A 24,063-nucleotide genomic window follows, 5' to 3' on the forward strand; every position below is an offset into this window, starting at 1 on the left:
GAATCGGAATTAAGAGAACGTGGAAGCGAGTAGGCGCAGCCTTCGTAGCGCGGGTCGGGATGCAGGGTTCGAAAGCACTGGTACGCATGCGGCTTAGATAGGCGAGGCCGCCGAGAATGCGAATCCGCAATTCAATCCGCCACCGGATAATGTCGAACCGAAAGCTCGATCCGGCCGTCTGGGAGTTGCCTCCATCTTTCGATGACCGGCGTGAGGCCGCCTAGCGGCGCCCGATCGATCACTTCGCGGGCTTTGCCGCGAGCGGCTTCTAGGGACATGGTGAACATCTCAGGCTGTTGTTCGCCGGCAATACGGTTTGCCAAATCACTGGGTCGAACGAGCATGTCGGAACTCCAAGGTTTTTGATTGGTTAACCCGCCGACGGTCGTCAACATCCGAACGCCGACCCGGAAGGCGGGCAATCCGAGGCGTTGAGTTGTCCCCACTGTCCACACGCGTATATTGGACACCTGTTGGACACTAAAGCCGGCCAGCGAGCTAAGCCATTGAAAATATGGCGCTCCCTAGCGGAATCGAACCGCTCTCTCCACCGTGAAAGAGCCCCTCTGACGTTCGCCGGAGTCCGTGGGCGTCCAAAAAATCGTTAATGACATCAAGATGATAGTGCGTTAGTGTCTCGCATCGTCCGCTAACGTTCGCGCTCAGATACCGGACATTTGCTGGACATCGGGGATTACATCCGACCCCGAAGGACTGTGGCGCGGTGGAGAGCGGGCAGCTGGACATGCTGGACATCGAGCCTGTCTTGCATCCTTGCAGAGGTGGTAATGGCCCGACGAGTGATCGACACGACGCTGGACACCCGCACCGCCCGCAGCAGGCTCCAGGCGCGCGGCAAGCCGTACTGGCGGCAGCTCGAGCCCGGCCTTGCCATTGGCTACCGCAAGCCCGCCAGCGGGGCAGGGAAGTGGGTCGTACGGCATCACCTGGGCGGCAGGAACGACTACCAGACTGACACATTCGGCGTCGCAGACGATCTGTCCGACCCGGATGGGGAGGCCATCCTTAGTTTTTGGCAGGCTCAGACCCGAGCGCGCGAGCGAATGGTCGCTCGCGCTCACATCGAAAAGGAGACGCAGCGATCGCTGACCGTCGCCACCTGCATCGACCAGTACATCGAATTCCTGGATGCTCACCGAAAGTCGGGGAGGGAGGCCCGATACGCCGCCAATGCCTTCATCCGGCCGGTTCTCGGAAAGACCAAGATCGAGGACCTAACGACCGCTCAACTGCGCAAGTGGCACACCGACTTGACGAAAGAGGGTGCGAGGGTCCGGACCGGAAAAGACAATCCGCAGCGCTTCAAAGACAACCTCGCGGATCCGGAACGCCTGCGCCGGCGAAAATCGACCGCAAATCGAATTCTGACAATCCTCAAGGGTGCACTCAACCAGGCCTTTGAAGCAGGGCAGGTCGCGAGTGATACGGCCTGGCGCCGGGTCAAGCCATTCAAGGCCGTTGATTCCGCGCGCATCCGATATCTCTCTATCGACGAAGCCACTCGCTTTCTGAACGCGGCCGATGAAGATTTCCGTTCGCTCGCGCGCGGCGCGCTCGAAAGCGGGGCGCGATACGGTGAGTTGTGCGATCTGTTGGTCGCCGATTTCAACGCCGATAGCGGTACGCTCGCAATCCCTGATCCGAAGACCAGCAAGCCGCGGCACATCGTCCTGAGTAACGACGGCGTCGAGTTCTTTGAGGAAATCACCGCGGGGCGCGGTGGCAAGGAGCCGATCTTCCTAAAATCTGATGGCTCTCAATGGCTCGCGGACCACCAAGCCGATCCCATCCGCGAGACCAACAAGCGCGCCAAGATCACTCCGCCGATTAACTTTCACGGGCTGCGACATACCTGGGCATCCCACAGCGTCATGAAGGGGATGCCGCTGCTGGTGGTCGCAAAAAATCTCGGGCACTCGACGACCCGGATGGTCGAAAAGCACTACGGCCACATGGCGCCGTCGTACATTTCCCAAGCGGTGCGCGCGCACGCGCCGCGTTTTGGCAGTCTAAAGGACGTGAGGGTAAAGAGACTGCGCCGAAAGGAGCTTGCCTGACATGCTGCAAAAGGCTCCCGCTGACCTCGTTGCTGTTCGCAAAGTAGTCTTCGACCCGACCTCCCTGACGCTTCGTGACCTTTCGAGCAAGCTAAAGGTCATACAGCCGCGATTGCCGGCCGGTTGGGTTGCAGGCCGAATGCCGATTCCGTCCTGGCCCGTCGACGAATACGTGAAGGAGCTGCTCCGGAAGAGATCGATCAGTCACTCGGCCGAGGTGCAAAGCACGTTCGGAAGCTGTTCTTACGCGATAGCGAGATATGGCGTTCATCTCGCCGTGGGATTTGCACACGAACAATATCGGCGAGAAGCTGAGATCAAGGAACCGATTGTCGCCGCGCTCAAATATCTGAAAGACAACGATTCTAGATTGCGAGCGATTTTAAAGCCGACGCGTGGCCGGGTGCAGTCTGTCCTCGAAGGAGTTGAGGATCTCGGCTTTTCTCTTTCCAGAATTGAATCGCTCGCGGAAGCCTTGCTGGTTTCGGAAGAACAGCTGATCAAGGCAAGACCACTGATCAAAGCGCTTCATCTTGAGCTATCCCGCAAGCACGGCGTGGAATGGCAACGTTCGGTCTGGCGTCGATCCTTCGTCAAGGCCCTCTTTAGCGCATGGTGGTGGCTCACCGAGAAAGACCCGAAGTCATCTGCCGGCCCATTTCAGCGTTTCGTGATCGCTTCTTGGTGCAGTCTCTCGCCGGAAGCTGCACCCGATGATGCGGACTGGAAAAATGCGATCAGCGGCGCTCTGTCGAACAGCCGGCCAGGCGAGTGGCACATTCTCCCTGACGGCCGGCTGACCTGACTCTTCCTCGATAAGCTAGGTGAAAGCCCCATCGAAAACGGCGGGGTGGGTTCACCTATTTTCCGCATTCATTCGCGCTCTAAACATTGCGCTGCACGTCAGTAAACGTCAGCGACACGGAGCACATCATGACTACGAAACTGGCTTACAGGATCAATGACCTGATCAAGCCGCACGGCCCACATGGCCGCAGCACGCTCTTCAAGGCGATCCGGGAGCGAAAGCTGGTCGCGCAGAAGGAAGGGCGCAGCACCATCATCACGCACGAAAATTACGAGGCTTATCTCAAAAGTTTGCCTGTTGTGGGCTCGGAAGATTCCAGCGACGCAGCTTGAAATGGCTTTGCTGTCCACAGCCGGGAAGGCGCCCCTCAAGGATCGCGCCGACGATCTGTATGAAAGCCCGCCTGAGGCCGTGCACGCCCTGCTGCGCGCCGAGAAGCTGCCGCCGATGATTTGGGAGCCCGCTTGCGGGCCGGGATCGATCGTCCGGGTTCTCCGTGCCGCCGGTCACCGCGTCATTGCCAGCGACCTGGTCGACTATGATTCCGCTGATCAGGATTTCCACGGTTGGGATTTTCTCTCGGAGCGCCGGGCGCCCGACGGCGTTCAGGCGATCGTCACCAATCCGCCGTTCAAGCTCGCCTCGGAGTTTGCCGCTCACGCGCTAGAACTGTGCCCCCTCGTCATCATGTTACTGCGCCTGGCGTTCCTTGAGAGCGAACGTCGCACCGCGATTCTGGACGGCGGCCACCTCGCGCGGGTGCACGTGTTCAAGAACCGCCTTCCGATGATGCATCGGGCCGGCTGGACCGGCCCGAAAGTAAGCAATCCGACCCCATTCGCGTGGTTCGTCTGGGATCGGGACCACAAGGGCCCGACCCAGCTGCATAGAGTCTCGTGGGAGGCGGCCATCGGATGCTGACACTACGCAAAGATCAGCGTGAGTTGATGGACGCTGCGAGTGCGCAAATGAAGAGCGGGCATCGGCGCGTATTGATTCAAGCCCCGACGGGTTTCGGAAAAACAGTTTTGACCAGCTCGATGATGGGCACCTCGGCGCAGCGCGGCTTCCATTCCATCTTTATCGTTCATCGCCGCGAGCTGTTAGCACAAGCAAGCGCCGCGTTCACCTCGAATGGCGTTGTGCACGGCGTGATCACCGCTGGTGTAGAACCTGATTTTTCGCAGTTGGTTCATGTGGCGACGATCGGCTCGCTGGTGAAATATCTCGATCGGATGACGAGGCCCCGCTTTGTTTGTTGGGATGAGTGCCACCACTTGCCGGCTCCGGGATGGACGTCACTTCAAGAAGCTTTCGATCGAGCTTTTCACATCGGATTGTCGGCCACGCCGCGGCGCCTGGATGGGCAGGGGTTGCGTGCGCACTTTGATGTCCTGGTCTGCGGTCCGTCTGTCCGTCAGCTCCAGCGGCGCGGTCATCTAGCGCGCTGCAGACATTATGCGCCGAGCAGCATCGACCTTTCTGGCGTGCGGACCAGGCTGGGTGACTACCACCGCGGCGACTTGGTCGCCGCGGTGGGTCGCTCTACCATCGATAATGACGCGGTCAATGCTTACCAGCGCTTTGCTCCGGGCAAGCGGGCCCTTCTATTCGCCACTTCGATCGAGCAATCCGAACATACCGTTGACGTTTTCAACTTTGCCGGCATTCCGGCGGAACACGTCGACGGCAAGACATCACCGACATTGCGAGATGCTGCGATCGCTCGATTCGCCAGTGGTGACACCCAACTCCTTTCAAACGTCGACTTATTTGGTGAAGGATTTGATGTTCCTGCGATTGAGGCCGTGCTGATGCTCCGGCCCACGAAAAGCCTGGGTTTGTATCTCCAAATGATTGGACGGGCGCTACGTGTCGCACCCGGAAAAGATCATGCCATCGTGGTCGACCTCGTCGGGAATCATTCTCGCCACGGACTTGTTGAGGATGATCGCGCCTGGTCGCTCGATGCGCCGCCCGCTGCAGCGGAAGATCATAGTCGCAAATTAAGCGTTTGCGCCGCGTGTAGCGCCGTGACGCTGTCAGGGCCTTTCTGCAACGTCTGCGGCGCGCCGCCGAAGCCGCGGCGCCCGACTGATGTCGACATATGGTCAACGTTGGTAAGCCAACCGGGGCTGGCGCACCGGCTTCGCGGCATGTCTTACAGCGCGGCGGCCCGATGGGCTGACGATGATCAGAAGACACGGATTGTAGCGATGGCCCGATCGCTAAAACCTGGGTGGATTTGGCACCGCTTACGCGAGATTGCCGAGAGCCGCGATCCTGATTTCGTCATCGAAGACAATCGAGGAGAAGTTTCATGATTGCGCTGTTTCCGCTGAGGCGTCAGACGGCATTCGTCCGGCAAGTCGTTGAAGAGCTCAGAGCCCTGCCGTCGCAAAAGCGACGCGACGAAGTGATGATCAGGCATATCGGCCAGAAGTATGAGCGCGCCGTTACATTCATCGAGGATGACCTCGTCGTCGAACAGGATCTGATCCAGTTCGCCGACGAGGTTTGGTCTCAGGTGACCGGCGAGAAGCGCGGCGGTGCCGCATGAAGCAGCCGTCCTCGAAACTGCTCCGAGCCGTCAAAGCCATGACTGACCCAGAGGATCCAGTCGTGGGCCAGCGGATTAACGGCTTTGCCTACGATGACAACGTCCCTAACGCTGACTGGTTGAGCGGATGCATCGCGGACGCAAAAGGCAAGCCGCTGCCCAACCTTGCAAACGTGATGCGCGCCCTAAGATCCGATCCGGCGTTAATGGAGGCGTTTGCCTACGACGAAATGCTGTCCGCCTGCATCGTAACCCGCGCCATCGGGACGACGTGGCCGAGCAACTCAATGTTTGAGCCGCGGCCCGCCACTGACGTCGACGTCATCGAATTGCAGGAGTGGCTGCAGAACGCGGGCCTAGCCAGTGTCACGAAGAACACCGCCCACAGCGCAGTCGATTTGCGGGCAAGTGAGCGCGCATTTCACCCGGTGCGGAACTATTTAATTTCATTGACCTGGGACGGACACTCACGATTGTTTGGCTGGTTGTCCGAATACTTCCGTGCCGAGCAATCGGCTTATACCGCGAAAATCGGCGAGATGTTCTTGATCGCGATGGTGGCGCGCATCATGAAGCCCGGCTGCAAATCGGACCATATGGTGGTCTTGGAGGGTCCGCAGGGCGCGCTTAAATCGACTGCTTGCAGCATCTTGGGCGGCGACTATTTCTCGGACAGTTTACCTGACATCGTCTTCGGTAAAGATGTTTCGCAACATCTGCGAGGCAAATGGCTTATCGAAGTGAGCGAGATGCACGCACTCGACAAGACCGAGGTGGCGCTGTTGAAGGCCTTCCTCAGTAGAACGACCGAACGTTATCGTCCGAGCTACGGGCACAAAGAGGTCATCGAACCGCGGCAGTGCGCCTTCATCGGAACCACCAATCGGGCGACGTATTTGCGCGATGAGACCGGGGGGCGCCGGTTTTGGCCCGTGCCAACTGGTACTATCGATATTCCGGCACTGATCCGAGACCGCGACCAGCTCTTCGCCGAGGCTTTGCACCTTTTTCGCGCTGGGGCGCCGTGGTGGCCGGATCGCTCGTTCGAACGTGAATTTATCGCACCTCAACAGGCATCTCGTTACGAGGCAGACAGCTGGGAGGAGCCCATCGGCGAATTCTTGAAGAAAGTCAGCAGAGTGACCGTCGGGATGGTGGCGCTTGACGCTTTGCGCCTCGAGGCGAAGAAGATAGGTCGCGCCGATCAAAATCGCATCACTGCAGCAATGGAACGGATCGGTTGGGAACGCGAACGAGGCGGTAAGGCTGACTGGCAGGGCAAGCGATGGTGGGTGAAATCTTGATCCGACCACAGCTGACACAGCCGACCACAGCCGATTTTCCTTATAGTTATATACGCGCGCCCGCCCGCTATAAAACTATATGCAAAGTCAGCTGTGGTCGGCTGTGTCGGCTGTGGTGTGAGGTGTCGGCGCGCACCTGCGCGCCGAACCAATGCATTGATATCGTTGCATTTGATCGCGGGCAGGATCGGCGCCAGCGTCTTTCTCACGCGGCCTGTTGTACCAGCGCTCGACACGAGACCGCCACCAGCGCCGCTCTAATCGCGCGGGCCGCCCCTCGTGGTAAGCGCACTGGTGGCGGCTCCTTCGCTGCCAGCTGTATTGCAAGCCCGCGCTGCGAACCCGCACCAGCGACGCTGCCAGCTCGATGTAGCCCCGTTCTCGCGTCAGAATGCCTAAGTATCTTTCAAAACGACCGTCGCCATGCGACGACGATCGTTGCTGCATTTCTGCATATTTGGGCACCCGAAATCCCAGCTTTAGTGTCGTGACGAGAGGCCGATGAAATCGATTTATCTCCCAGCAAGAGGTTTCGCCCACCGGCCGCTCGCCCTGCGCCGGCGCGTACTCGAGGTGCTGGCTCGTGCCGATCGACTCACCGCTTTGGAGATTGCGAGCTGCAGCTACTCGCGAAAGATTATGTTTAGGGGTCGATCCCGTTGCTCGTCCGCGGAACTCGTGTCGGTTAGGCGAGCGCTACGTCGCCTGGTCCAAAGAGGCCGCATAGAGCGCGTTGGCTGGCACAGACGCAGGATGCTCTTTGCACTTATCGGGGACCGCTGTTGACCGATTACAATGACCGAACGGCCGATGCTCTTGAAGCTGTTGCGAGGCGGCTGCGTGATTACGCAGGCGCGCCGGACAAAACGCTTCATTTAACGGTTAAAGAGGCGGCTTTCATTCTCGGTGTAACGGACGGGCAAATGCGCAAACTGTGCGATAAGAGCCGCTTCAATAAGGATCCGGGCGGGTTCTGTGTAAAGAAAGGTTGCCGACGGTCGGTGGTGTTCGAACCTTTCATAAAAATCGTGCCGGTGGGACAGCTACACCGTGTCAAGTAGAATAATCGTGCAAGGACGCACGATTTAGCAACTTAATCGCGCATAGGCGCACGTTTCCTCTGTCGCAGCGGACCAGCCGTTCATCGCATGCTCCTGCATCAATGGAGCACTTGCCAAATGACACAGCTTGCGCACATCGCGGACCGCGTCCTCAACCGGCCGCTCATGATCCTGCCGGACAAGCTGTCGCTGATCGCGTCTGTCCTCGAGGGCAGGATCGGGATCGACGCGGCGGGCTTGAAGCCCGATCACGACATGGCGCTGCCAGATGCTTCCCGCTTCGTCGGGACGTTCGAGGAAGGCGCAGACGGCAAGCGCAAGGCGTACCGCACCACGGCGGACGGCGTGGCCGTGATCCCGGTGATCGGTTCCCTCGTCAATCGCGGCGGCTGGCTGGGTGCGATCTCGGGCATTACGTCTTACGAGAACCTCAAGTTTCAGGTCGCGGCCGCGGCAAAGGATGACAGCGTCAAGGCGATCATCCTCGACATGGACAGCCCCGGCGGCGAGGCAGTCGGCGCGTTTGAAACCGCCGACGTGGTTGGCGAAGCCGCCCAGGTCAAGCCGGTGTATGCGATGGCGACCGGACTGTGCTGCTCGGCTGCCTATGCGATCGCCAGCGCGTCGACCAAGATCATCACCAGCAAATCATCGGTGATCGGATCCATCGGCGTCGTACTGCTCCACGCCGACTACAGCCACGCGCTCCATGAACGCGGCGTGGTGCCGACGCTGATCCACGCCGGCAAAAAAAAGGTCGACGGTACGCCTTACAAGCCGCTGACCGACGACGTGAAGGCATCGCTCAAGACCGAGGTCGAGAATTTCAATTCGCTTTTTGTTGCCACGGTTGCGGAGGGGCGGCCTTCGCTGACCGCCGATGCGATCCTGGCAATGGAGGCGGGTACCTACATCGGAGCCGCCGCGGTTGCGGTCGGTCTCGCCGATGCTGTCGGCAGCTTCGAAAGCGTGCTCGCCGATCTCTCAGCAAGGGCTCAAAAGATCATCTCCAACAAGCCACGAGGTAGACTGATGACCGACCAGAACATGATCAACCGCGCCGACCACGAGGCGGCGATCGCCCAGGCGCGGGGGGAGGCAACGGTGGCGGAGCGCGCCCGGATCAAGTCCGTCACCAGCCTCGAGGAGGCTAAATGTCGGCCGGCGGCAGCGCTGAACCTAGCGCTTACAACGTTCGTCTCGGCCGCGGAGGCGAAGACAGTCCTCGCGGGCATCGAAATGGAAGTCACCGTCGGCGCATCGTGGGATGCGATTTTTGAGCGGCGCGGCATGAGCGTGGGTAACTCGGCTCCTGCTCTGCAGCAACCCGGCGCCGGTGAAATCGCGGCAGGGTGGGATGCCGTCCTGGAAAGTCGCGGCATGAAGATTGCTCGGTGACTGTATCTAGAAAATCCTTGGGATGGGAAACATGGCAAAATCGAATGATCTCCAAAACCGGCTCGAAGCAGCGCGCGGCGATCTCGCCGCCGCGCAGCTCAAATTCGACAGTGTTCTCGCCGGCGAAGCCGCGGCCGTGACTTCCTCCGAAACCTTTGGCACATGGCGCAGCGACCGGGATGCTGCGGCCGTCGAAATGGATCGCTTGGAGCGTCTCGTTACTTCGATCGAGGCAGAACTGGGTGACGAGCAACGACGCGAAGCTACGGAGACGCGCCGCAAGCGCGTCGCCGAAGTAAAAAAACGAAACACCGCTTTGGCCGCCCGAATTGTCCGCGTTGGTGGCGAGGTGACGGAAGCGCTGACATCGCTTATGCGCGACATCGCGACTGCTGATGTTGACGACAAAGAACTAAATGCTGTTCGCGGCGAAGATGATGAGTTCGTCGTTGGCGCCGAATTTCTCGCCCGTGGTCGACTAGGCATCCCACGAAAAGATGTCAAAGAAGAAATCCTGTCGCTCTGGTGCTACCAAGTCAGCGGGAATCTGGTAGGTGACCAGGATAGCGTGACTGAAACTGCGCCAAGGGTGGGTTTTCTCGGCAACCCGGCCGGCTTCTATCAGATGTGCGTCCGCCGAAAATATGCCGCGCGAACTTTTTATCCGGCAGAACAGCCGCAGGACCCGATCCCGCTGTCGACCCTGCTGCAGTTGCCGGATTTTGCAGGACCCGGAACGGTTTGGAACGGCTCGCGTATCTTTCCGCAAGAGGTTCTTCAAAAACTCGAACAGCTGCCGGCGGGCTCTCAAAAATCGAAGCGCATTCAGCAAACTGAGCTGGAACCGATCGAGCCGATCCCGGAAATTCCCCCCACTCCTATGCAGGAAACGCTCGCCAAAATTCGCCGCGATCGCGCGGCCAATCGATAGATTCTCAACACGCGCGCGCTTCGCTGTCGACGGACGGATAGGCCGCCGACTGTTTCATCGCGCGCTGGAACTCGGCGAGACCATCGCCCAGGGCACCACGGTGCTGCAGTCCTTGAAGGGCAAAGACAGGGCGATCGAGGAAGGCAGGAAGTTTTTCTCAGCCTTGGACGTGCTCGGCAAGAACATCGACCCGAAGGAAGTCCGGTCGCTGTTCGACGGCTACATTAAGGCCGTGAGCGTTGAAGGCGCCGATATGGATCTGGGTGGCGTGCTGCAGTTCGCAAAGCAGTCGCGCGCGGCCGGCGGTATCTTGTCAAATCGATTTTTGACAATGACGGCGCCGGGCCTGGCCCGCGACATGGGCGACGCGCAGCTCGGTACCTCGCTGGCCTCGGGACTGGCTCAGAACATCGGCCACGAAGGCCTCGAAGGAAATCCAGCAGGCGTATGGCTTGCGCGACGATCAGGGTGAGTTTCTCGACAGCCGGCTGGCGATGACCGACCCGGACAAATACGCATGGGATCGACTGATTCCCGCGCTCCAGAAAAAGGGCATCAGTGCCGACGACAACGTTGCCGTTAGCGGGGCGGATGTCGAAGCTGTTCTCGAACCGAATGCAAAGCCGCTACTGACCAAAGACCTCTTCGTTGCTTACGCGGGGGTCATTGCGCAGCTGCAGAACCTTGGCAACGCAGGCGCCGCTGGTAGACACTGCGGCCACGGCACTGGCGAAGCTGTCGGGCGCGATTGGCGCGCTCAACACCAAGTTTTCCGAAGGGAACACTGCGGAAAGATCGGCGCCGCTGGGGTGAGGCATCCTCGGCGCCGGCGCCGGGTATGTGGGCCTGATGGGCGCCAAAGGGCCTCTACGGATGGTTCACGGGCGGGGCTGGCGCTCTGACAGCGTCGGCAGCTGCTTTGGACGCCTCGGCGGCGGCCCTGACGGCCGCCGCTGCCGGGATCGCCGCAGGATCGGCGGCTGGACAGGTAGCGAGCGCCGCAGCAGGAGCGGGCACCGGTGCGGCCGGTGGGGGTGCAGCAGCGGGCGGCGCTGGCAGCGCTCTGGGGGCCGCCGGAACGGCCGCCCTGCCGTGGGTGGGCGCGGCTGCTGCGACGCTGGCGGCGGGCGCCGTGCTGCGCGCAACCGTCGGGGAAGAGAATGTCGGGCTGACCAGCGGCGAGCGGATGCGCAGGCGTCGCGGCGGCAAGTCGGCTCGAGAACTGATCCGCGACCAGTACAGCACCGGCTGGGACGAGCTTCCTGGGGCGGCCGGCGGCGGCTCTGGCCCGGTCAAGGCCGAGCTGACCGGAACGGCGAACGTCGAGGGCGAGGCCACGATCAAGGTCGACGTGACGGTCACTCCGTCAAGCGAGGTGATCAACGCCACCGCCACCGCGAAGTCGTCGGCGGCCCAGCTGCGCGGGATGCTCAACGCCAACGGGCCCGGCAGCACCGGCAAGTCGAGCCCGGACGCGGCGGCGCCGTCGCCTCGGGGTAACACTGTCGGGCGGACACCGTAATGCTCGGACGTGGACGGTATCAAGTGCTCGAAGCCCGCCTCGATCGTCTGGAGGCCAGAGCAAACGCTGGTTGAGGTGATTTACGGCGGCATCGTGGGGCTAGCGCTGCGCGCCGCCCCAGTCGAGATCCGCCGATAGGATCATCAGCGACTTGCGGGCCAGTCTGGGCGGCGGCGGCGCGCCAGGTTTCGCAGTCGAACCGGAAGCCCTCCACATTGAAGACCTCGCCTCGCGCAGATCATTGACGGGATTGAGGGGATTGCGCGGGGTGGTAATTGCTTTTCGTCTGACGACGCTGGTTAACGTCAGGTATCGACCAGGCAAATAATGCGAGCGAGATCGCGTCCGCCTTTTTAGAAGTTCGATGCTTATGATCAATAATGAAAATCGACCGCTCGATTAACGAAGCTCCCGCGCGATCAAAGTTCAAAATCGTTTGTGACGACTGTGGAAGCCTTTCGATAAGGGTTTCGGATCCTGTTCACGCCCCGGCTTCGACCGTTGTCGAATGCGCTCGCTGCTATGCTCCGCGTGGAACGCTCGATGCCTTGCACGATCTTGCGCGCCAGGGCCGCGATCAATTTGAGTTTTAGCAGCCTGCACATTACGTCACCTTATAAAAGGACCTGAGGATCATGGATTACCTGCCGCTGATCGCAACGGCCACGGTCCTGCTGATCGTTTTGGCGTTCGCTGCGGAGTCGAGCAGTAGCGAGTGATTAGAAAACGGCCGGCGGCCTTACTGTGTAGGTTGAGGTTCAAGTGTTACTTTGTACACAGAATAGATCGTTAAATCGTTCATGATCTTTTGTGTTGCCGCCACCGCCGCGCGGCGGCCGGATAGCCGGGTGTACAAAAGCGCTCGCGCTCGGCTATTTCGGGGTCTCATTCCCCACTCCAGCCGCCATTTGATCGCTGGACGGCCCAGGCGGTCAAACAAAACCGACCACCGGCACTTCCAAAATGACCTACACCGGAATTTGGCCAATGATCTACCCGGACACTCGACCGCTTGGACCTACGCCGAAAAATGCGTACGCTTACGTCAAGCACACCGGGACGCGATTGGCCATGAAGCGGCGCGAATTCATCGCACTGATCAGCATGTCGGCGGCATGGCCAGCTGTGGCCCAGTCACAGCAATGGCCGACGTTGGGGTTGCTCAGTTCAAGCGAGATGGCCGATTGGGCAATTAAGCCGTTTCGTGCGGGTCTCGAGCAGGGCGGCTTCGTCGAAGGCCGCAATCTGACCGTCATTTATCGTTCAGCAGAGGGCCAGTTCGATCGCTTACCGGCACTTGCGGAAGAGCTCGCAAACAGCCGGGTCTCGGTCATTTTCGCGACCGGATCGCCGGTCCCGGCGCGCTCAGCGAAAGCGGCCACGACGACGATACCAATCGTTTTTGCATATGGCGGCGATCCAGTCCGCGATAGCCTTGTGGCGAGCTTCAACCGGCCCGGAGGGAATGTCACCGGCACAACCTTCATCGGAACGGAGCTCACGTCAAAGCGGATGGGCCTGCTGCGGGAGATCCTGCCTCAAGTCTCAAACGTTGCGCTGCTTGTGAACCCGAAAGGCACGCTTGCGGAAGCGCAGATCGCCGAAGCAAAAGTGGCCGCCCAGTCCCTTGGGTTGATCCTTCGTATTGTAAACGCCACAAGCGAAAACGAATTCGACGAGGCTTTCGCCGCGATGAGCCGGTTAAACGTAGGCGCGTTTCTCCCCAGCACCGATCCCTTGTTTGGCCTCAACGGTCGAGGCCTGCACATCACGAGGGCCTACCGCTACGGGATTCCTGCAATCTGCAACGGTCGCGTGGACGCCGTGCTTGGCGGCCTTGTCAGCTACGGTCCCGATCTATCGGAGACATGGCGCCAAGCAGGTGTCTATGTCGGACGCATCCTCAAGGGCGAAAAGCCGTCCGACCTTCCGGTTGTGCAGCCCACCAAGTTCGATCTGGTGATCAATCTCAAGGCGGCGAAGCAGCTCGGCATCGACATCCCACCAACGCTGCTCGTCCGCGCCGACGAGGTGATCGAATAACGTCCGCCGACCCGTCCGCAGACTTACTTACCCGAGCTGCGCGCGATGTGGGAATTGGCGCGATCAGCGGTTCCTCGCCGCAGGATCACGTTCATTGTCGAAACGTCGCACCACTTTTTTCCGTCCGGACGCGGCTCGGCTATCATGTTCGATAGAGCTGTTCCACGCTCGCATTTCTTGTTCGTTGAACCTTCTCTGCCTGGCCGCTTCCCGCTCTACCGATGCCGACAAATCAGCCTGCGCGCGATTGCTCCGCCGTACCAGATAGACCGCCAAAGCGACGTACGCATAAAAGGGCAGCAAGAAGATTATCGCCCAAACCAAGCCGATGAGGGCAATGGCAAGCACCAAGACGCCAGCAATGAGAGCGATCGCGACTGGCATGATCTCCTCCGTCCAAATAAGACGGGAGGGCCTAGAATTGTTTCACAGTCGCCGCCGTCGCAAGCAGCGTTAAACCGTCGAGCGCTAACGCGGTTTGGAATGACATCGTCGCGGCCCTTAGATAGGCCGGCTCGATCATCGCGTTTCTGAACATCCGCACGGCGATGCCCCAATGGCTCTTCAGGTGCTGATCGGCGCTCAGGTTGCGAAGATAGTGTTCGACGTCACCGACGGTCCCGATCGTCGAGCCGTCGACCAACTCGATCTCAAACCCAAGGGGCGTTTCGCGGGTCACGTGGTCGTCGATCATGCGAGGCTTACGCTTGCGCGGCTAATGAGTTCCCTCAGCTTCCACCGGCCGCCAATCCGGCGGAGCGCGGAAGTGAACCCATTCGTCGACCGGCGCCGCGCATCGCTGGTGGTCGCGGCCCGGCGCGACCGCTTCACCGGTCGCCACGATTTCGACCCGGCGACATTCTGGGCATCTCCGGAACTCGATCGGCTCCGACAACCGATGAGGCATGTTGGGAAATCCCAGGCGATGACGGTGCTATTTCGATGATTCGAAACCTTCGCCAAGCTAATAAACCGCCGCGGAAATGCAACGACCGAGGGGCGTCGACCTGCACTATTCGTCGACCTTGAGCACTTTTCGCTCTAATCGCGCGATTTCTTCCCTGATAGCTTCAGTCGCCTCGTCATCCCATGACAACAGCTGCAGCCTCAGCCGGTATTCGATAATTTGTACCGCCAGTTCCCTGAGTTCATGCGAGTGCGGAGAATTATTCAAAGCCCTGCGAAGCCCATCCTTAGACCCAGCGTGATCACCCACGCCAGGAGGCCAGCCATAAACGCGATGATGAGATCTTCGCGTCGCAATAGGCCGCCAAGGAGGGGCGGCTTGGGCTCGCGGCTGGACATCACTTTCCTCCCTAAAAAGAGGCAAGCACGGCGGGCCTCGGCCGTTCCTGGCGAAGGGGATGAATTTTCCTTCAAATCAGATGCCGGGAACCTTGCGGGCCTTTCTTGCCGGCGCGCCTGTTTTTCGATCCAGCCCTTCTTGAGCATGCTGCTAATCGTTCCTGAGCTCGCCGGATGCAGACGCGAGGCGTGTAAAGCAGCGCCCGTCCTGTTCAACAGCTGCAGCGCGGTACGTTCGATATTGTGAGGAAGATGGCTGGGTCGCGAAGGCATCGCTGGGCCTCACCAGGTCGAGAAGTCGCAAAATACGACGTCGGATGTGATGATTGTCCCCACACAACGGTGGTAGCCTAATCCGGACGCCGGGCGGGTCGCAAGGGGAGACGGACCCGCCGACCCAACGTCTTGCGAAGATAGGAAAGAGAACCTTTGCCCAAGTTTTGGAGGCTTAAAAGCGCACGGTCCGGCGCTTCGCGTATTTCGCCGACCGTCTTCACGCCGGCTTCATTCAAGGCGTTCCGGATGCGAGCAGGAAACCTAATGCGGTCGATCAGCATATCGTCCGGCAGTTCAGGCGCGGCGTCGACTTCGTTCATCAAGCCTTCAATCTAAATTTCAACCGCAATTGACGACACGCAGTCTCAATGTCCGCCTGCGCTCTCGACTTGCTGACAGCGCCGACGGTTCCGATCAGCACGGCCCTAAAGCTTCCCTCGTTGCCCAGCTTCACGACGTCGATATTGTCCGGATCAAATCCAGCCAGTTCGCCAATCATTTGCTGAAGCTGAAAAGCAGTTTTGGCTTCAAGGGGCATGGTCAGAACAACTCAAAACTAGTCGAGACCGTCATTAGAAATGCCGACTGTCGCTGCCGGGATACGTTTACAGCCTAACCCTACCGCCGGGCGAGCAGCAAGAAGAAACCAAGCGAGACTGGGGGCGTCAAGTTCGGCCAGGTTTAGAAATGGTGGACTTTCTGGCCGAGGAGCTCGATCAAGGTCGCGGGTGCCTCCCGCAGTGATAGCGTCCCCTGCCATCTGAAGAAAGGAACGGACCGCGCGTTCGCGAGAACAAACGCGAAGTGCCCCGGCGCGTACCACCGGCTTGGATGCTCGCTGACGCAATCGACGATCTCCGCGATCCCGACGACCCCGCCGCGCGGCAACGCGGCGGGGATCGCCATTTCGAAGCGGGACTGGAATTCGTCGTCCGTGATGTTGTCGGCCGTGCGCGAAGCGTGGATGAGCACCAACCCGCGATAACTTGTCGACCACGAACGGTTCTCGACATCCTTCACGCCGCTCACGATTAGCGACGCCCAGGGTTGTCGGATGCTGATGATCTTCATGCTTGGTGTCCGCACTACAAAAGGTCCGGTAGTGCACAGTAACGGAGTGCGAGGACGCGATCACCCCTATCCCTAAAGTCTTCAACAGCGTCGCCCGTGACGAAGGCGAAGATATTCCCCGATGAGCGCGACCGTGGAGAATTAAATCTCCAAATAAGAACATAATCTTACTAGCGTTCGGCAAACTACGATCTGTAGCCGGTGCAAATTCTCTAACGTAATTCGGCGAAAGAGTTTTTCGTCTTCCCGCTACACAACGTAGTATTTCACAGCGTCGCGGGCTTTTTCCTTGGCTATTGCAGGCAAGGCGTTACGCTCTAGCTTCTTTAACGATGGAGAGGCTGGATCGCACAACGTTTAATCTGCCGAACGGCGATCACGACACAGTACTGCGTAGCGAACCGCATAAGGAGATGGTGGCGACGTGGGCCAACTTAGCTGATCAGTATGAGCGGATCACCTTGGAGACTTACGGCGTGGGTCACTTTCCAATGGCCGAGACTGTTCCGATCGTAGCCTATGCGAGCGTTTCTCGCACCGCGTTCGCGCTTTGCAGTGCTGCGGAGATTGCCGAGGGACATTTCGATCCGGTTGAGTTCGGTAAGCGATGCGAGACGATCGCGCGTGAGCAAGTGGGCCGCTACCGCAAATCCGTGAAGTCAGTGCGAGAGGCCTCACGATAGATCATAGGGAGATCAAGCCCCAACTGCGGGCGGCGGCCTCGACCCGCCGCCCCACCTTTTTACAGATGGGACTTGGACAAGTTGCGGCTCCGGCCGTCGTCTTTATAAATCGGGACACACATGGACGCTGCGCCTGCCGGCGCGGCCTTTGCCTTTAGAATCGATTGCACACGTTGCGAGGTCGGTTAGTTTTTCGGCGTATTGCCGCAAGGAATTTGTAAAATCGCCTTGTCAGCGCCCGAAACGTCAAATTCATAGAAAAGCACCGTCCCTGTGGACGCGGCCCATTGCACACGCACCCGTTTCGCTTGGCGAAGTGCCCCTGGGTTTAGGTCGTGTATTGCTGATCTCGATGTGCTGCTAACCTGCGGCATTGGTTGGTATCGGACAGGCTGCTCATCGAGGCGCCAGGATATCGTCGCCCCCTCAGGCATCTTCTCTGACAACTGCACCGCGACATACAAACGAGCGTTGAAACAGCCGATGTGTAGGTCTGCGGTTATACGTGAGGACGGTTCCTTTGCAGGAGTGGACGCATACTTAAAAACACGGTCGGTCATGCGGTCCGTAATCTGTTCAATATGCCACTCCGCCAGAGCGTTCGATATCATGACCGACCATAGGCAAAAGACGAGAATAGGTCGTTTTAAACAGTGTCCTTCTGTCATCTCGTCCCTCAACTATCGGAGCAGCTCAGTTAAGTTGTCATTTTTTGGAAGTGCTGACAGCGGGTTTCCTTGAGCTCCACCCGTCAGAACAGCTTAAAAAAACTTGAGAACGGGTTCTTGAACGCAGGCTCGCCGTCGAGGACGATCTGCCGATCGGCGGGCGACAGCGAAAGCTGATCTAGGACCGTTGTATCCGGCGCGACAGCGTAAAGCTTCGACAGGCTCAAAAGTATTCGCTTATTTAGGTCCCAGTAGCCGGCCGAATAAAAATGCGGCAGATCGCTGATGAGCATCGACTCCGCGGTCCGTGTCAGCCCCGCGTTAACGATGACAACGCGGACCTCGGGTAGGACGATTGATATCAAATGCCAACTTTGTGCCGAACCTTCGTCAATAGCGGTCCTGAGCAGGGCTGCTTGCATCGTCGTACGTTCGACACCCTGCGCGTCGTCGACCATCTCCGAAAGACGCTGCGCAATCTCCGCACTACTTTTAACGAGGTTTCGGGGGTAGCGGAGAATCGAGAGGGCTGCTGCGAATTCCTTCGTGGATTTCAGCCACTGCAGCCAGTTCATCGCCATGATTGTCGCGACGTGAGGGGACAGGCGGCTTAGCCACGATGGATGGAGCCGATTATCGCAATACGCCTCGACTGCGGATGAGAAGAATAGTTCGGGACGCGAGGAGATCATGGCGTCTTCGAGACCACCCATGTCGCGCCGAAGCATCTCACTCATTACGACTTGAACCGATGAGACGGAGGAGTCCTCCTTAAAGAGACGCGGCAGAATTTCATTTGCGACCAGCGATACGGTGTCGGCAGCAACGAGGTCTTCCCTCGCGAGCAGGACGTCCGCGACCATGTCGTTCGGGAATTCCGTCGTGAGGGACGATTTGTCTGCCAGCGCGACGATCGCGCTCTGGATCTCCTCCTTCCACGGCGACAACGCTTCCTTGTTCGCCGCGTAGTGGCGGGCTACGGTGCCGATTTCCCGCGAGGACAGCTCCTCAAGTCTGGCTCCGACCTGAGCAGGCGTGAGAGCTTCGGGAAGTACATCCGAAGTCAGGATCTGCAGAAGATCGACGGCGGAAATCGCGGCAATGAGGCGTGGCGAGCTGGGACCGATTCCTAGGATGTCGCGCTTGAGCACCGCTCCGTCCGACCCGTCCGGCAAAACCCGAAAGACGTCGAGGACTGCATCCGCACCAATTACGTCCGCGCCTTGGGAACGAATGTATAGATCGACAATCATTCGGAAATGACGCCGTGAGGCCGTGATGTCACGACCGTAGCGCCACAGGAAGCGCCGCAGCGGCGTCACTTTATTAAGTGAAGCGTCGGCGGAAGCTAAGGACACCCATTTTTCGTGGTTAAGCGAAGGCATCTCGTCGAGCGGAGCGACCTGAACGCTGTAGTCATTTTGTTCCGTTCGTTGGCTTTCGTTCAGCGATGCCGTGCAGAAAGAGAACGATGACCTGAGGCGAGGCCATTGTTGGGACCAGACGGCCAGAACGGCCTTTTCAATCTCGTTCGGTTCGCCGCTGTCGGGCGAGAGGGTAACGCGGCCGCCGGTATAATAATGGGATACGATCACCGAGATCAGGTCCGCGTTAACCGACTCAACGAACTGTGAAGAGGATGGAATGTTCAGCGGATTTCCGAAGAAGGACATTTCGTTAGCGACGGGGCGTCGGAAGAGTGGCAAGACCGCGGAGAGCGCCGGAATGGAAGCGGAGAGCTTTGGACCGAGCAGAAGCACATGGCTCCACACGCATCCGGGGCGCGGCATCTCTGGAGCGGCCCAAGTCCGGAATAGGGCGTATCGTCGCGATTCGGGAAGAGGCAATCCGGACAGATAGCTCTCCCGTTCGCCGAGACGGGCACCGCTGGCGAGATCGCTAGCGGTGCTCAGGAGATAGAGATCCTTCATCGGCAGACGCAGCGACGACGCGATCTGTCGATGCCCGTCGGCATAGCCGAAGAGCGCCTGGTCAATCGTCTGCGGTGCGGTCGCGTTCAACTCGCGGTCTCCAATCCCGCCAGCCACATCAGCGGACGGGTGATATCGTGTTCGGTGGTCTCCGGACCAACGACCTTGACGCGCTTGCTGGCAGGCATCGTCGCGAGAAGCCGTTCGCGATCGGGCCCTGGTCCGTTACCCTTTTTCGACAGCTTCCCGCCCTGCGCTGACACGCCGTAGATCCTAACATCGGTCGCGCCTTCGGAATTACCGAGATATTGGGAAAGCAGCGGGTACCGTTTCTCCAGCCATCGGGCGGGATCAGTCTCGTCCTGGGGCACCAAGTCCCAGGCGGACACTATAACAGCGACCCTCATCGGGACCATCGAGAAAGGCGCGCGCTGCAGGCATTGGAGGAGATCCACTAATTGCACCTGCAGAGGCGTCTTCGTCCCATCCCAATCGTTGGGGTCGGCGACGGCCTGGGTCTCGTCCTCTTCGGCATCGAAAGCGTCGAGGATCGTGACGGCGTCGTCATTGTGCCTGTCGGCGCTTACGAACAGCAACATGCCGCGTGCACCCTTCACGAGCTCCACGAACTTTTCGGGGCACAGCCGCGTCGCGAAGGCCTGTTCGAAGGTCTCGCCGGAGAGATCGTCGAACTCAAGAGCGACTTTGCTGGCTGATCCCGAGTCTAGGAGATTGATGCGGATGTTCTCGACCTGCGTCACCGTCGTCCGCTCCACTTCGAATCCTTCGGCCCAGGCTTCGGAGATTTCGGCGACATAGGCGAACTGCCCCGCATGTTTGCCCTTCGTCAGGACGGTCGGAATCTCCTCGCTGTCCACCTGATGCCAGAGCGCTGCGGCGAACGTCGTCTTACCGGTACGCGTGAACCCGAAAACCATGTAGCGTGCGTCCAAAGGCGAAACTCCTCAGGCGGTCTTTGAAAAGATGCGGTCGATCTGGCGGGGCGCATCGACGATCGGGCGCGGTGCCACGTCGGGCAGCTGCGCCGGCATCGTCCACCGGGTGACCAAATCCTCGAGTCCGACGATGCCGATCATCCGGTTCGCCTTCGGCAGCGCACATACTTCGTGTGACGACATCTTGAGGCCCTTGGCCTGAAAGTCCGTCACTACACGCTCCTGGTACTCCATCATGAACTCGGCGTCGGCCGGCTCGTTGGCCCGCGAGATGTCGAGCTTCGTCGAGAGGATCTCGATGGCCTTTGCGTGTGCAAGCGCTCCGTTGTCGTTCAGCGCATTGATCATCTGCCGAAAATTCCTGGAGTAGGCCGTTCGGTCGTCCTTCGAGGAGAGCCGCGCTCCGTCCAGGAGGAAGCAGACGCGTTCAGCCAGGTCGAATTCGGTCAGTGTGCCGATCAGATCGGTCGACGTGCGGGCATCGGCGTAGGTCTCGCCCGAGCGGTCCGCGATGGCTAGATCGATGGTCCTGCCGCCACTGCGCGCGAGCGCGAGATGGAAGAAGCTCAATGGATCGCGCCGGCTCGTCCGAGGCACCGTCGGCGAGAGGCGGCCCGAATTGAGGAGCGCGAATGAGTGCAGCTTTGCAAACGCTAGCAGCGTCTCGCTTCCCGCGAACGTCAGGCCGGCAAACGGTCCTTTACAGTATGCCTCGAAGATCGACGTCAGGAGCGTCGTCTTGCCGACCTTCTCCTCGCCGACGAGCGCGACGACCCGCAACTTACGGCGCCGCGACAAAGCGGAAAGTCCGGTGGTGGACAGCTTATCACTTGACCATATTGCGACAGGCGGCGCGGACCGCTGTTCGTCTTCGGTATCGGGCTCGACAGCGTCCTCGACGTCGGCGCCGTAGTTCGGGCAGCTCTCGACCGGATCGTGGTTTAACAAGCACTTTCCGTCTGACTGGACAATGCAGCCTTGCTCCTTGCAGATGACCGTTCCCGCGTTCATCAGCCAAGACCGCCGTGGGCGATGAGGGCGCGTTCGCGGAACGCCTGGACGCCGAGTTCGAATTGGGAGATCTTTACGCTGGCGACGTCCGGAACGGCCTTCGTGAATTCCGCTTCCCAAGATGCCCCGGCGGCAAACATCTGAATGGCGGTGTGGACGGGAAATAGAGACCTCACGCTCGCGGGTACGGTCGCTACTAGCTTCTGTGCGTCTTCCTGGGAAATCGTCTTGAGGGCAGTGCGGAGCGTGGTCTTGGCGTCCGCTTGTTGTCCTGCGGTCCGTCTCAAGATTCCGTGAGCACCGAACGGACCCGGAAGCTGCCGAACCATTGCGCCGAGTTCGATGCCGGAGACCATCATCTTCGCTGCCTCACCCGTCTCCGAGCGAGGGCGTTCGAGCAGTTCGTGCCAATCGCCAATGTGCCACCAGAGCATGTCGACCTCTTCGGCTAGTCTAGTCACGTCGAACCTGATCCCGGACATCGACTCCGCTACATTGTTCGACAATGCTTTGATGCCGCTCTCGGCGGACGCCAGTGTCGCGGCGACGGCGTCCTTAACGGCGGTACCGGGCACGGCATTGGCACCTGACTCGTTGAGGACGTCCATTTCAGCCTTGATCGCCGGTAGCTTCGGCGCGGAGGGAAGCTTGGATTGATCGCTTACGCGATGGTCGCGAACGGCCGCCGCGAACGCTTCCGCCGCCCGCCTGGTAGTCGCATCGTCATCCGCCGAATGCCGTCTGCCGCAATAGGACGAACAGAGCACGGCCAGAGGGATGTATGACGTACCGTCTTCCATGTCGCGCCGGAGAAGCAGAGCGGCCATGCGGCCGGCCTCTTGCCTGTCTGACTTCATGACAAAGTGCGGATCGAACTCGCGCATCGGCTGCTCGAACCAGTCGAGCGTCTCGGGCGGATCGAGCAGGAAGGCGAGCCGGCAGAGCTCATAGGTCTGCGCCATGTGCTTGAAGGTTGGCCAGAGCTTGTCGAAGCTCTTCTGCCGGGCTTCTACGACCTCGCGCGCGGCCGCCGCGTCGAGCTCCCTATAGGCTACGATGAAATCGAACTTCGTCATGCGAGCGTTTCCCCTGCCAACACCTTGTCGATCGAGCGGTCCATGTCGGGCAGGACGCCCGCTTCTTCGCTTCTCTTTACCGCGACGATCGCGATTTCGTAGTCCTTGAGATCCCGATCGCCCGGACGGTCAAGCTTCATGTGCGAGATCAGCCGGCGCTGTTCGTGCTCCTTGAGCTTGAACAGCTTGATGGTCACACTCCTTACTGACGGTTGCGGCAGCGTTGGGGTGGTCATAACTTGCGGCTCCGGCATCTTGTCCCCGTCTTCGCCATCCGGCGCGACGACCTTCGCGGCGTCCGGTTTCGGTGCGTCCCACTTAGGCAGATCGAAGCTGTTTTCCCAAACCGGCTTACCGTCCGGATCGGGAACCGTGAGGAAGCCGTCGACCTCGTACTGCCGTACCCACAGCTGAACGTTTAGGCGTCGCTCGTCAGTGGTCGCTACAGAGACGTCGATCCAGTTATACCCCGGTTTCCAGTCCGGTTGGTCCTTTTCGGGGTGCATCGCGCCCGCGCGAATCCGCAGGTGACGTTTTCCTTCCTCGACGCGCCGCGTATGTTCGTGACCGAACAGCTGGATCTTGGCCATCCGATTGCAGCGGTCCTCGAACGCGCGCCTGTTCTTGATCCAGTTAAAAGGATGGTGCGCCATCACGACATGACAGACGCCATCTTCATGCTCGATCTGCGCGGCCGCCGGATCGACCAGCATGGTGTTTTCGGCGTCGGAAGCATCGGACACCAGAACCGTGTTGAATCCCCAAAGGCGCATCGTCGATCCATCTTCGAGGATCAGATCGCGCGTCGCGAAGGGCCTGGCCGGTAGGTCGTCGACGTCCTTACCACCGTCGATGTAAGCGCGTAGCGGGCAGAGAAACTTAGCGGCGAAGCGATTGTAGTTCTCGATTGGCCCGAAGATCAGGTTGGCCGAGAGCTTGTCGCGCATCCATCGGCCGATTTCGGCGTCGAGCTGGTCCGCCGGCTTGTTCCTGAGCGACTGCCTGGCATTAACTGGAGCGGGACCCGCCTCAACCTTGCGGTCGACGTCGTGGTTGCCCGGAATGACGAATACGTCCTCGATGCTACAACCCGCGGCAGGACAGAGCGTTTCTTCGAGCCAGCGATAGGCGAAGTCGTACTCTTCTGCCTGACCAGCGAAGGCGACGTCCCCGGTCAGCCAGATGCCTTGGGCCGGCCGGCCAATCTCGGCCCGCATCCGCTTAACGTCCTCGATGATGTCGCTTCGCAAGGCTTTATTTGGGTCGTCCGGCTGGCCGACTTCCGTCTTCCGGAAGTGGATGTCTGAAAAGTGCAGGAACAGCATGACGGGAGCTCATCCGGTGCTTAGTGCAATCTGGCGCTAACCCGGCCCGAAAACCA

Annotated in this window: 28 protein-coding genes; 15 read left to right on the forward strand and 13 right to left on the reverse strand. The window is 59.7% G+C overall.

The features are described 5' to 3' along the window. Positions 1-131: 131 nt before the first annotated feature. Positions 132-395 (reverse strand): hypothetical protein, encoded by a 264-nt coding sequence (locus tag JQ575_RS28810; RefSeq protein WP_212036586.1) that lies wholly within the window; start codon positions 393-395, stop codon positions 132-134. 393 nt (positions 396-788) lie between these two features. Here JQ575_RS28810 and JQ575_RS28815 point away from each other — a divergent pair, with 393 nt between their 5' ends. The 14 genes from JQ575_RS28815 (at position 789) to JQ575_RS28880 (ending at position 13,705) form a co-directional block, all read left to right on the forward strand. Next, positions 789-2,078 (forward strand): site-specific integrase, encoded by a 1,290-nt coding sequence (locus tag JQ575_RS28815; RefSeq protein WP_212036587.1) that lies wholly within the window; start codon positions 789-791, stop codon positions 2,076-2,078. 1 nt (position 2,079) lies between these two features. Next, a complete protein-coding gene (locus JQ575_RS28820) occupies positions 2,080-2,883 on the forward strand; it encodes a hypothetical protein (RefSeq protein WP_212036588.1) in 804 nt (267 codons plus the stop codon). A gap of 128 nt (positions 2,884-3,011) precedes the next feature. Next, the gene (locus JQ575_RS28825; protein ID WP_212036589.1) at positions 3,012-3,218 is read left to right on the forward strand and encodes a hypothetical protein; all 207 of its coding nucleotides are present in this window, start codon (positions 3,012-3,014) and stop codon (positions 3,216-3,218) included. Between the two features lies 1 nt (position 3,219). Next, positions 3,220-3,807 (forward strand): class I SAM-dependent methyltransferase, encoded by a 588-nt coding sequence (locus tag JQ575_RS28830; protein ID WP_212036590.1) that lies wholly within the window; start codon positions 3,220-3,222, stop codon positions 3,805-3,807. Further along, positions 3,801-5,210, forward strand: coding sequence for a DEAD/DEAH box helicase (locus JQ575_RS28835; RefSeq protein ID WP_212036591.1), 1,410 nt, complete (start codon positions 3,801-3,803; stop codon positions 5,208-5,210). The genes JQ575_RS28830 and JQ575_RS28835 overlap by 7 nt, the downstream gene beginning before the upstream one ends. Beyond that, the gene (locus tag JQ575_RS28840; RefSeq protein WP_212036592.1) at positions 5,207-5,446 is read left to right on the forward strand and encodes a hypothetical protein; all 240 of its coding nucleotides are present in this window, start codon (positions 5,207-5,209) and stop codon (positions 5,444-5,446) included. Before JQ575_RS28835 ends, JQ575_RS28840 begins: the two co-directional genes overlap by 4 nt. Continuing rightward, positions 5,443-6,750, forward strand: coding sequence for a virulence-associated E family protein (locus JQ575_RS28845; protein ID WP_249166956.1), 1,308 nt, complete (start codon positions 5,443-5,445; stop codon positions 6,748-6,750). Before JQ575_RS28840 ends, JQ575_RS28845 begins: the two co-directional genes overlap by 4 nt. Positions 6,751-7,532: 782 nt before the next feature. After that, a complete protein-coding gene (locus JQ575_RS28850; protein WP_212036593.1) occupies positions 7,533-7,811 on the forward strand; it encodes a hypothetical protein in 279 nt (92 codons plus the stop codon). A 117-nt stretch (positions 7,812-7,928) separates the two neighbouring features. Further along, positions 7,929-9,209, forward strand: a complete 1,281-nt coding sequence (locus tag JQ575_RS28855) for a S49 family peptidase (RefSeq protein WP_212036594.1) — start codon at positions 7,929-7,931, stop codon at positions 9,207-9,209. A 31-nt stretch (positions 9,210-9,240) separates the two neighbouring features. Continuing rightward, on the forward strand, positions 9,241-10,140 hold the full coding sequence (locus JQ575_RS28860) for a hypothetical protein (protein ID WP_212036595.1): 900 nt from the start codon (positions 9,241-9,243) through the stop codon (positions 10,138-10,140). Positions 10,141-10,303: 163 nt separating this feature from the next. Continuing rightward, entirely contained in the window at positions 10,304-10,612 is a 309-nt protein-coding gene (locus JQ575_RS28865) for a hypothetical protein (protein WP_212036596.1), read from the forward strand. Next, positions 10,593-11,042, forward strand: a complete 450-nt coding sequence (locus tag JQ575_RS28870) for a hypothetical protein (RefSeq protein ID WP_212036597.1) — start codon at positions 10,593-10,595, stop codon at positions 11,040-11,042. Before JQ575_RS28865 ends, JQ575_RS28870 begins: the two co-directional genes overlap by 20 nt. A 17-nt stretch (positions 11,043-11,059) precedes the next feature. After that, the gene (locus JQ575_RS28875) at positions 11,060-11,662 is read left to right on the forward strand and encodes a hypothetical protein (protein ID WP_212036598.1); all 603 of its coding nucleotides are present in this window, start codon (positions 11,060-11,062) and stop codon (positions 11,660-11,662) included. Between the two features lie 1,071 nt (positions 11,663-12,733). Beyond that, positions 12,734-13,705: an ABC transporter substrate-binding protein gene (locus JQ575_RS28880; RefSeq protein ID WP_212036599.1), complete on the forward strand. Its 972-nt coding sequence runs from the start codon at positions 12,734-12,736 to the stop codon at positions 13,703-13,705. A gap of 63 nt (positions 13,706-13,768) precedes the next feature. Here JQ575_RS28880 and JQ575_RS28885 read toward each other — a convergent pair whose 3' ends face one another. Beyond that, complete coding sequence (locus JQ575_RS28885; protein WP_212036600.1) at positions 13,769-14,089, reverse strand: hypothetical protein; 321 nt, start codon at positions 14,087-14,089, stop codon at positions 13,769-13,771. Between the two features lie 31 nt (positions 14,090-14,120). Beyond that, positions 14,121-14,399 carry a hypothetical protein gene (locus JQ575_RS28890; protein ID WP_212036601.1) on the reverse strand — a complete coding sequence of 93 codons (279 nt, stop codon included), beginning with the start codon at positions 14,397-14,399 and terminating at the stop codon, positions 14,121-14,123. A gap of 72 nt (positions 14,400-14,471) precedes the next feature. Between JQ575_RS28890 and JQ575_RS28895 the strand changes: the two genes are divergently transcribed. Next, positions 14,472-14,651 carry a hypothetical protein gene (locus tag JQ575_RS28895; protein WP_212036602.1) on the forward strand — a complete coding sequence of 60 codons (180 nt, stop codon included), beginning with the start codon at positions 14,472-14,474 and terminating at the stop codon, positions 14,649-14,651. 224 nt (positions 14,652-14,875) lie between these two features. On the opposite strand, the gene JQ575_RS28900 is transcribed toward JQ575_RS28895, so the two are convergent. From JQ575_RS28900 to JQ575_RS28945, 10 genes are all read right to left on the reverse strand, one after another. Beyond that, positions 14,876-15,157: a hypothetical protein gene (locus JQ575_RS28900; protein ID WP_212036603.1), complete on the reverse strand. Its 282-nt coding sequence runs from the start codon at positions 15,155-15,157 to the stop codon at positions 14,876-14,878. A gap of 203 nt (positions 15,158-15,360) precedes the next feature. Beyond that, positions 15,361-15,606, reverse strand: coding sequence for a DNA-directed RNA polymerase subunit alpha C-terminal domain-containing protein (locus JQ575_RS28905; RefSeq protein WP_212036604.1), 246 nt, complete (start codon positions 15,604-15,606; stop codon positions 15,361-15,363). Then, on the reverse strand, positions 15,606-15,824 hold the full coding sequence (locus tag JQ575_RS28910) for a hypothetical protein (RefSeq protein WP_212036605.1): 219 nt from the start codon (positions 15,822-15,824) through the stop codon (positions 15,606-15,608). The genes JQ575_RS28905 and JQ575_RS28910 overlap by 1 nt, the downstream gene beginning before the upstream one ends. Positions 15,825-15,967: 143 nt before the next feature. Beyond that, a complete protein-coding gene (locus tag JQ575_RS28915; RefSeq protein ID WP_212036606.1) occupies positions 15,968-16,357 on the reverse strand; it encodes an ASCH domain-containing protein in 390 nt (129 codons plus the stop codon). Positions 16,358-17,225: 868 nt separating this feature from the next. Further along, positions 17,226-17,708, reverse strand: coding sequence for a hypothetical protein (locus JQ575_RS28920; protein ID WP_212036607.1), 483 nt, complete (start codon positions 17,706-17,708; stop codon positions 17,226-17,228). 83 nt (positions 17,709-17,791) lie between these two features. After that, positions 17,792-19,729 (reverse strand): hypothetical protein, encoded by a 1,938-nt coding sequence (locus JQ575_RS28925; RefSeq protein ID WP_212036608.1) that lies wholly within the window; start codon positions 19,727-19,729, stop codon positions 17,792-17,794. Beyond that, positions 19,726-20,592, reverse strand: coding sequence for a hypothetical protein (locus JQ575_RS28930; RefSeq protein ID WP_212036609.1), 867 nt, complete (start codon positions 20,590-20,592; stop codon positions 19,726-19,728). The genes JQ575_RS28925 and JQ575_RS28930 overlap by 4 nt, the downstream gene beginning before the upstream one ends. Positions 20,593-20,604: 12 nt before the next feature. Further along, on the reverse strand, positions 20,605-21,606 hold the full coding sequence (locus JQ575_RS28935) for a TRAFAC clade GTPase domain-containing protein (RefSeq protein WP_212036610.1): 1,002 nt from the start codon (positions 21,604-21,606) through the stop codon (positions 20,605-20,607). Continuing rightward, positions 21,606-22,682 carry a GTPase-associated system all-helical protein GASH gene (locus JQ575_RS28940; protein ID WP_212036611.1) on the reverse strand — a complete coding sequence of 359 codons (1,077 nt, stop codon included), beginning with the start codon at positions 22,680-22,682 and terminating at the stop codon, positions 21,606-21,608. Before JQ575_RS28940 ends, JQ575_RS28935 begins: the two co-directional genes overlap by 1 nt. Beyond that, on the reverse strand, positions 22,679-24,007 hold the full coding sequence (locus JQ575_RS28945; RefSeq protein WP_212036612.1) for a metallophosphoesterase: 1,329 nt from the start codon (positions 24,005-24,007) through the stop codon (positions 22,679-22,681). The genes JQ575_RS28940 and JQ575_RS28945 overlap by 4 nt, the downstream gene beginning before the upstream one ends. Between the last annotated feature and the right edge of the window lie 56 nt (positions 24,008-24,063).

It is taken from the genome of Bradyrhizobium sp. JYMT SZCCT0428, from assembly GCF_018131075.1.
GTDB lineage: Bacteria > Pseudomonadota > Alphaproteobacteria > Rhizobiales > Xanthobacteraceae > Bradyrhizobium.

Excerpts from the sequence above, each read along its gene's own strand:
- JQ575_RS28835 (WP_212036591.1), top strand. The coding sequence starts at position 3,801 with ATGCTGACACTACGCAAAGATCAGCGTGAGTTGATGGACGCTGCGAGT.
- JQ575_RS28815 (WP_212036587.1), top strand. The coding sequence starts at position 789 with ATGGCCCGACGAGTGATCGACACGACGCTGGACACCCGCACCGCCCGC.
- JQ575_RS28905 (WP_212036604.1), bottom strand. The coding sequence starts at position 15,606 with ATGAACGAAGTCGACGCCGCGCCTGAACTGCCGGACGATATGCTGATC.
- JQ575_RS28860 (WP_212036595.1), top strand. The coding sequence starts at position 9,241 with ATGGCAAAATCGAATGATCTCCAAAACCGGCTCGAAGCAGCGCGCGGC.
- JQ575_RS28885 (WP_212036600.1), bottom strand. The coding sequence starts at position 14,089 with ATGCCAGTCGCGATCGCTCTCATTGCTGGCGTCTTGGTGCTTGCCATT.
- JQ575_RS28845 (WP_249166956.1), top strand. The coding sequence starts at position 5,443 with ATGAAGCAGCCGTCCTCGAAACTGCTCCGAGCCGTCAAAGCCATGACT.
- JQ575_RS28920 (WP_212036607.1), bottom strand. The coding sequence starts at position 17,708 with ATGACAGAAGGACACTGTTTAAAACGACCTATTCTCGTCTTTTGCCTA.
- JQ575_RS28840 (WP_212036592.1), top strand. The coding sequence starts at position 5,207 with ATGATTGCGCTGTTTCCGCTGAGGCGTCAGACGGCATTCGTCCGGCAA.
- JQ575_RS28935 (WP_212036610.1), bottom strand. The coding sequence starts at position 21,606 with ATGAACGCGGGAACGGTCATCTGCAAGGAGCAAGGCTGCATTGTCCAG.
- JQ575_RS28855 (WP_212036594.1), top strand. The coding sequence starts at position 7,929 with ATGACACAGCTTGCGCACATCGCGGACCGCGTCCTCAACCGGCCGCTC.
- JQ575_RS28945 (WP_212036612.1), bottom strand. The coding sequence starts at position 24,007 with ATGCTGTTCCTGCACTTTTCAGACATCCACTTCCGGAAGACGGAAGTC.
- JQ575_RS28820 (WP_212036588.1), top strand. The coding sequence starts at position 2,080 with ATGCTGCAAAAGGCTCCCGCTGACCTCGTTGCTGTTCGCAAAGTAGTC.
- JQ575_RS28915 (WP_212036606.1), bottom strand. The coding sequence starts at position 16,357 with ATGAAGATCATCAGCATCCGACAACCCTGGGCGTCGCTAATCGTGAGC.
- JQ575_RS28940 (WP_212036611.1), bottom strand. The coding sequence starts at position 22,682 with ATGACGAAGTTCGATTTCATCGTAGCCTATAGGGAGCTCGACGCGGCG.
- JQ575_RS28830 (WP_212036590.1), top strand. The coding sequence starts at position 3,220 with ATGGCTTTGCTGTCCACAGCCGGGAAGGCGCCCCTCAAGGATCGCGCC.
- JQ575_RS28825 (WP_212036589.1), top strand. The coding sequence starts at position 3,012 with ATGACTACGAAACTGGCTTACAGGATCAATGACCTGATCAAGCCGCAC.
- JQ575_RS28880 (WP_212036599.1), top strand. The coding sequence starts at position 12,734 with ATGAAGCGGCGCGAATTCATCGCACTGATCAGCATGTCGGCGGCATGG.
- JQ575_RS28900 (WP_212036603.1), bottom strand. The coding sequence starts at position 15,157 with ATGCTCAAGAAGGGCTGGATCGAAAAACAGGCGCGCCGGCAAGAAAGG.
- JQ575_RS28910 (WP_212036605.1), bottom strand. The coding sequence starts at position 15,824 with ATGCCCCTTGAAGCCAAAACTGCTTTTCAGCTTCAGCAAATGATTGGC.
- JQ575_RS28890 (WP_212036601.1), bottom strand. The coding sequence starts at position 14,399 with ATGATCGACGACCACGTGACCCGCGAAACGCCCCTTGGGTTTGAGATC.
- JQ575_RS28810 (WP_212036586.1), bottom strand. The coding sequence starts at position 395 with ATGTTGACGACCGTCGGCGGGTTAACCAATCAAAAACCTTGGAGTTCC.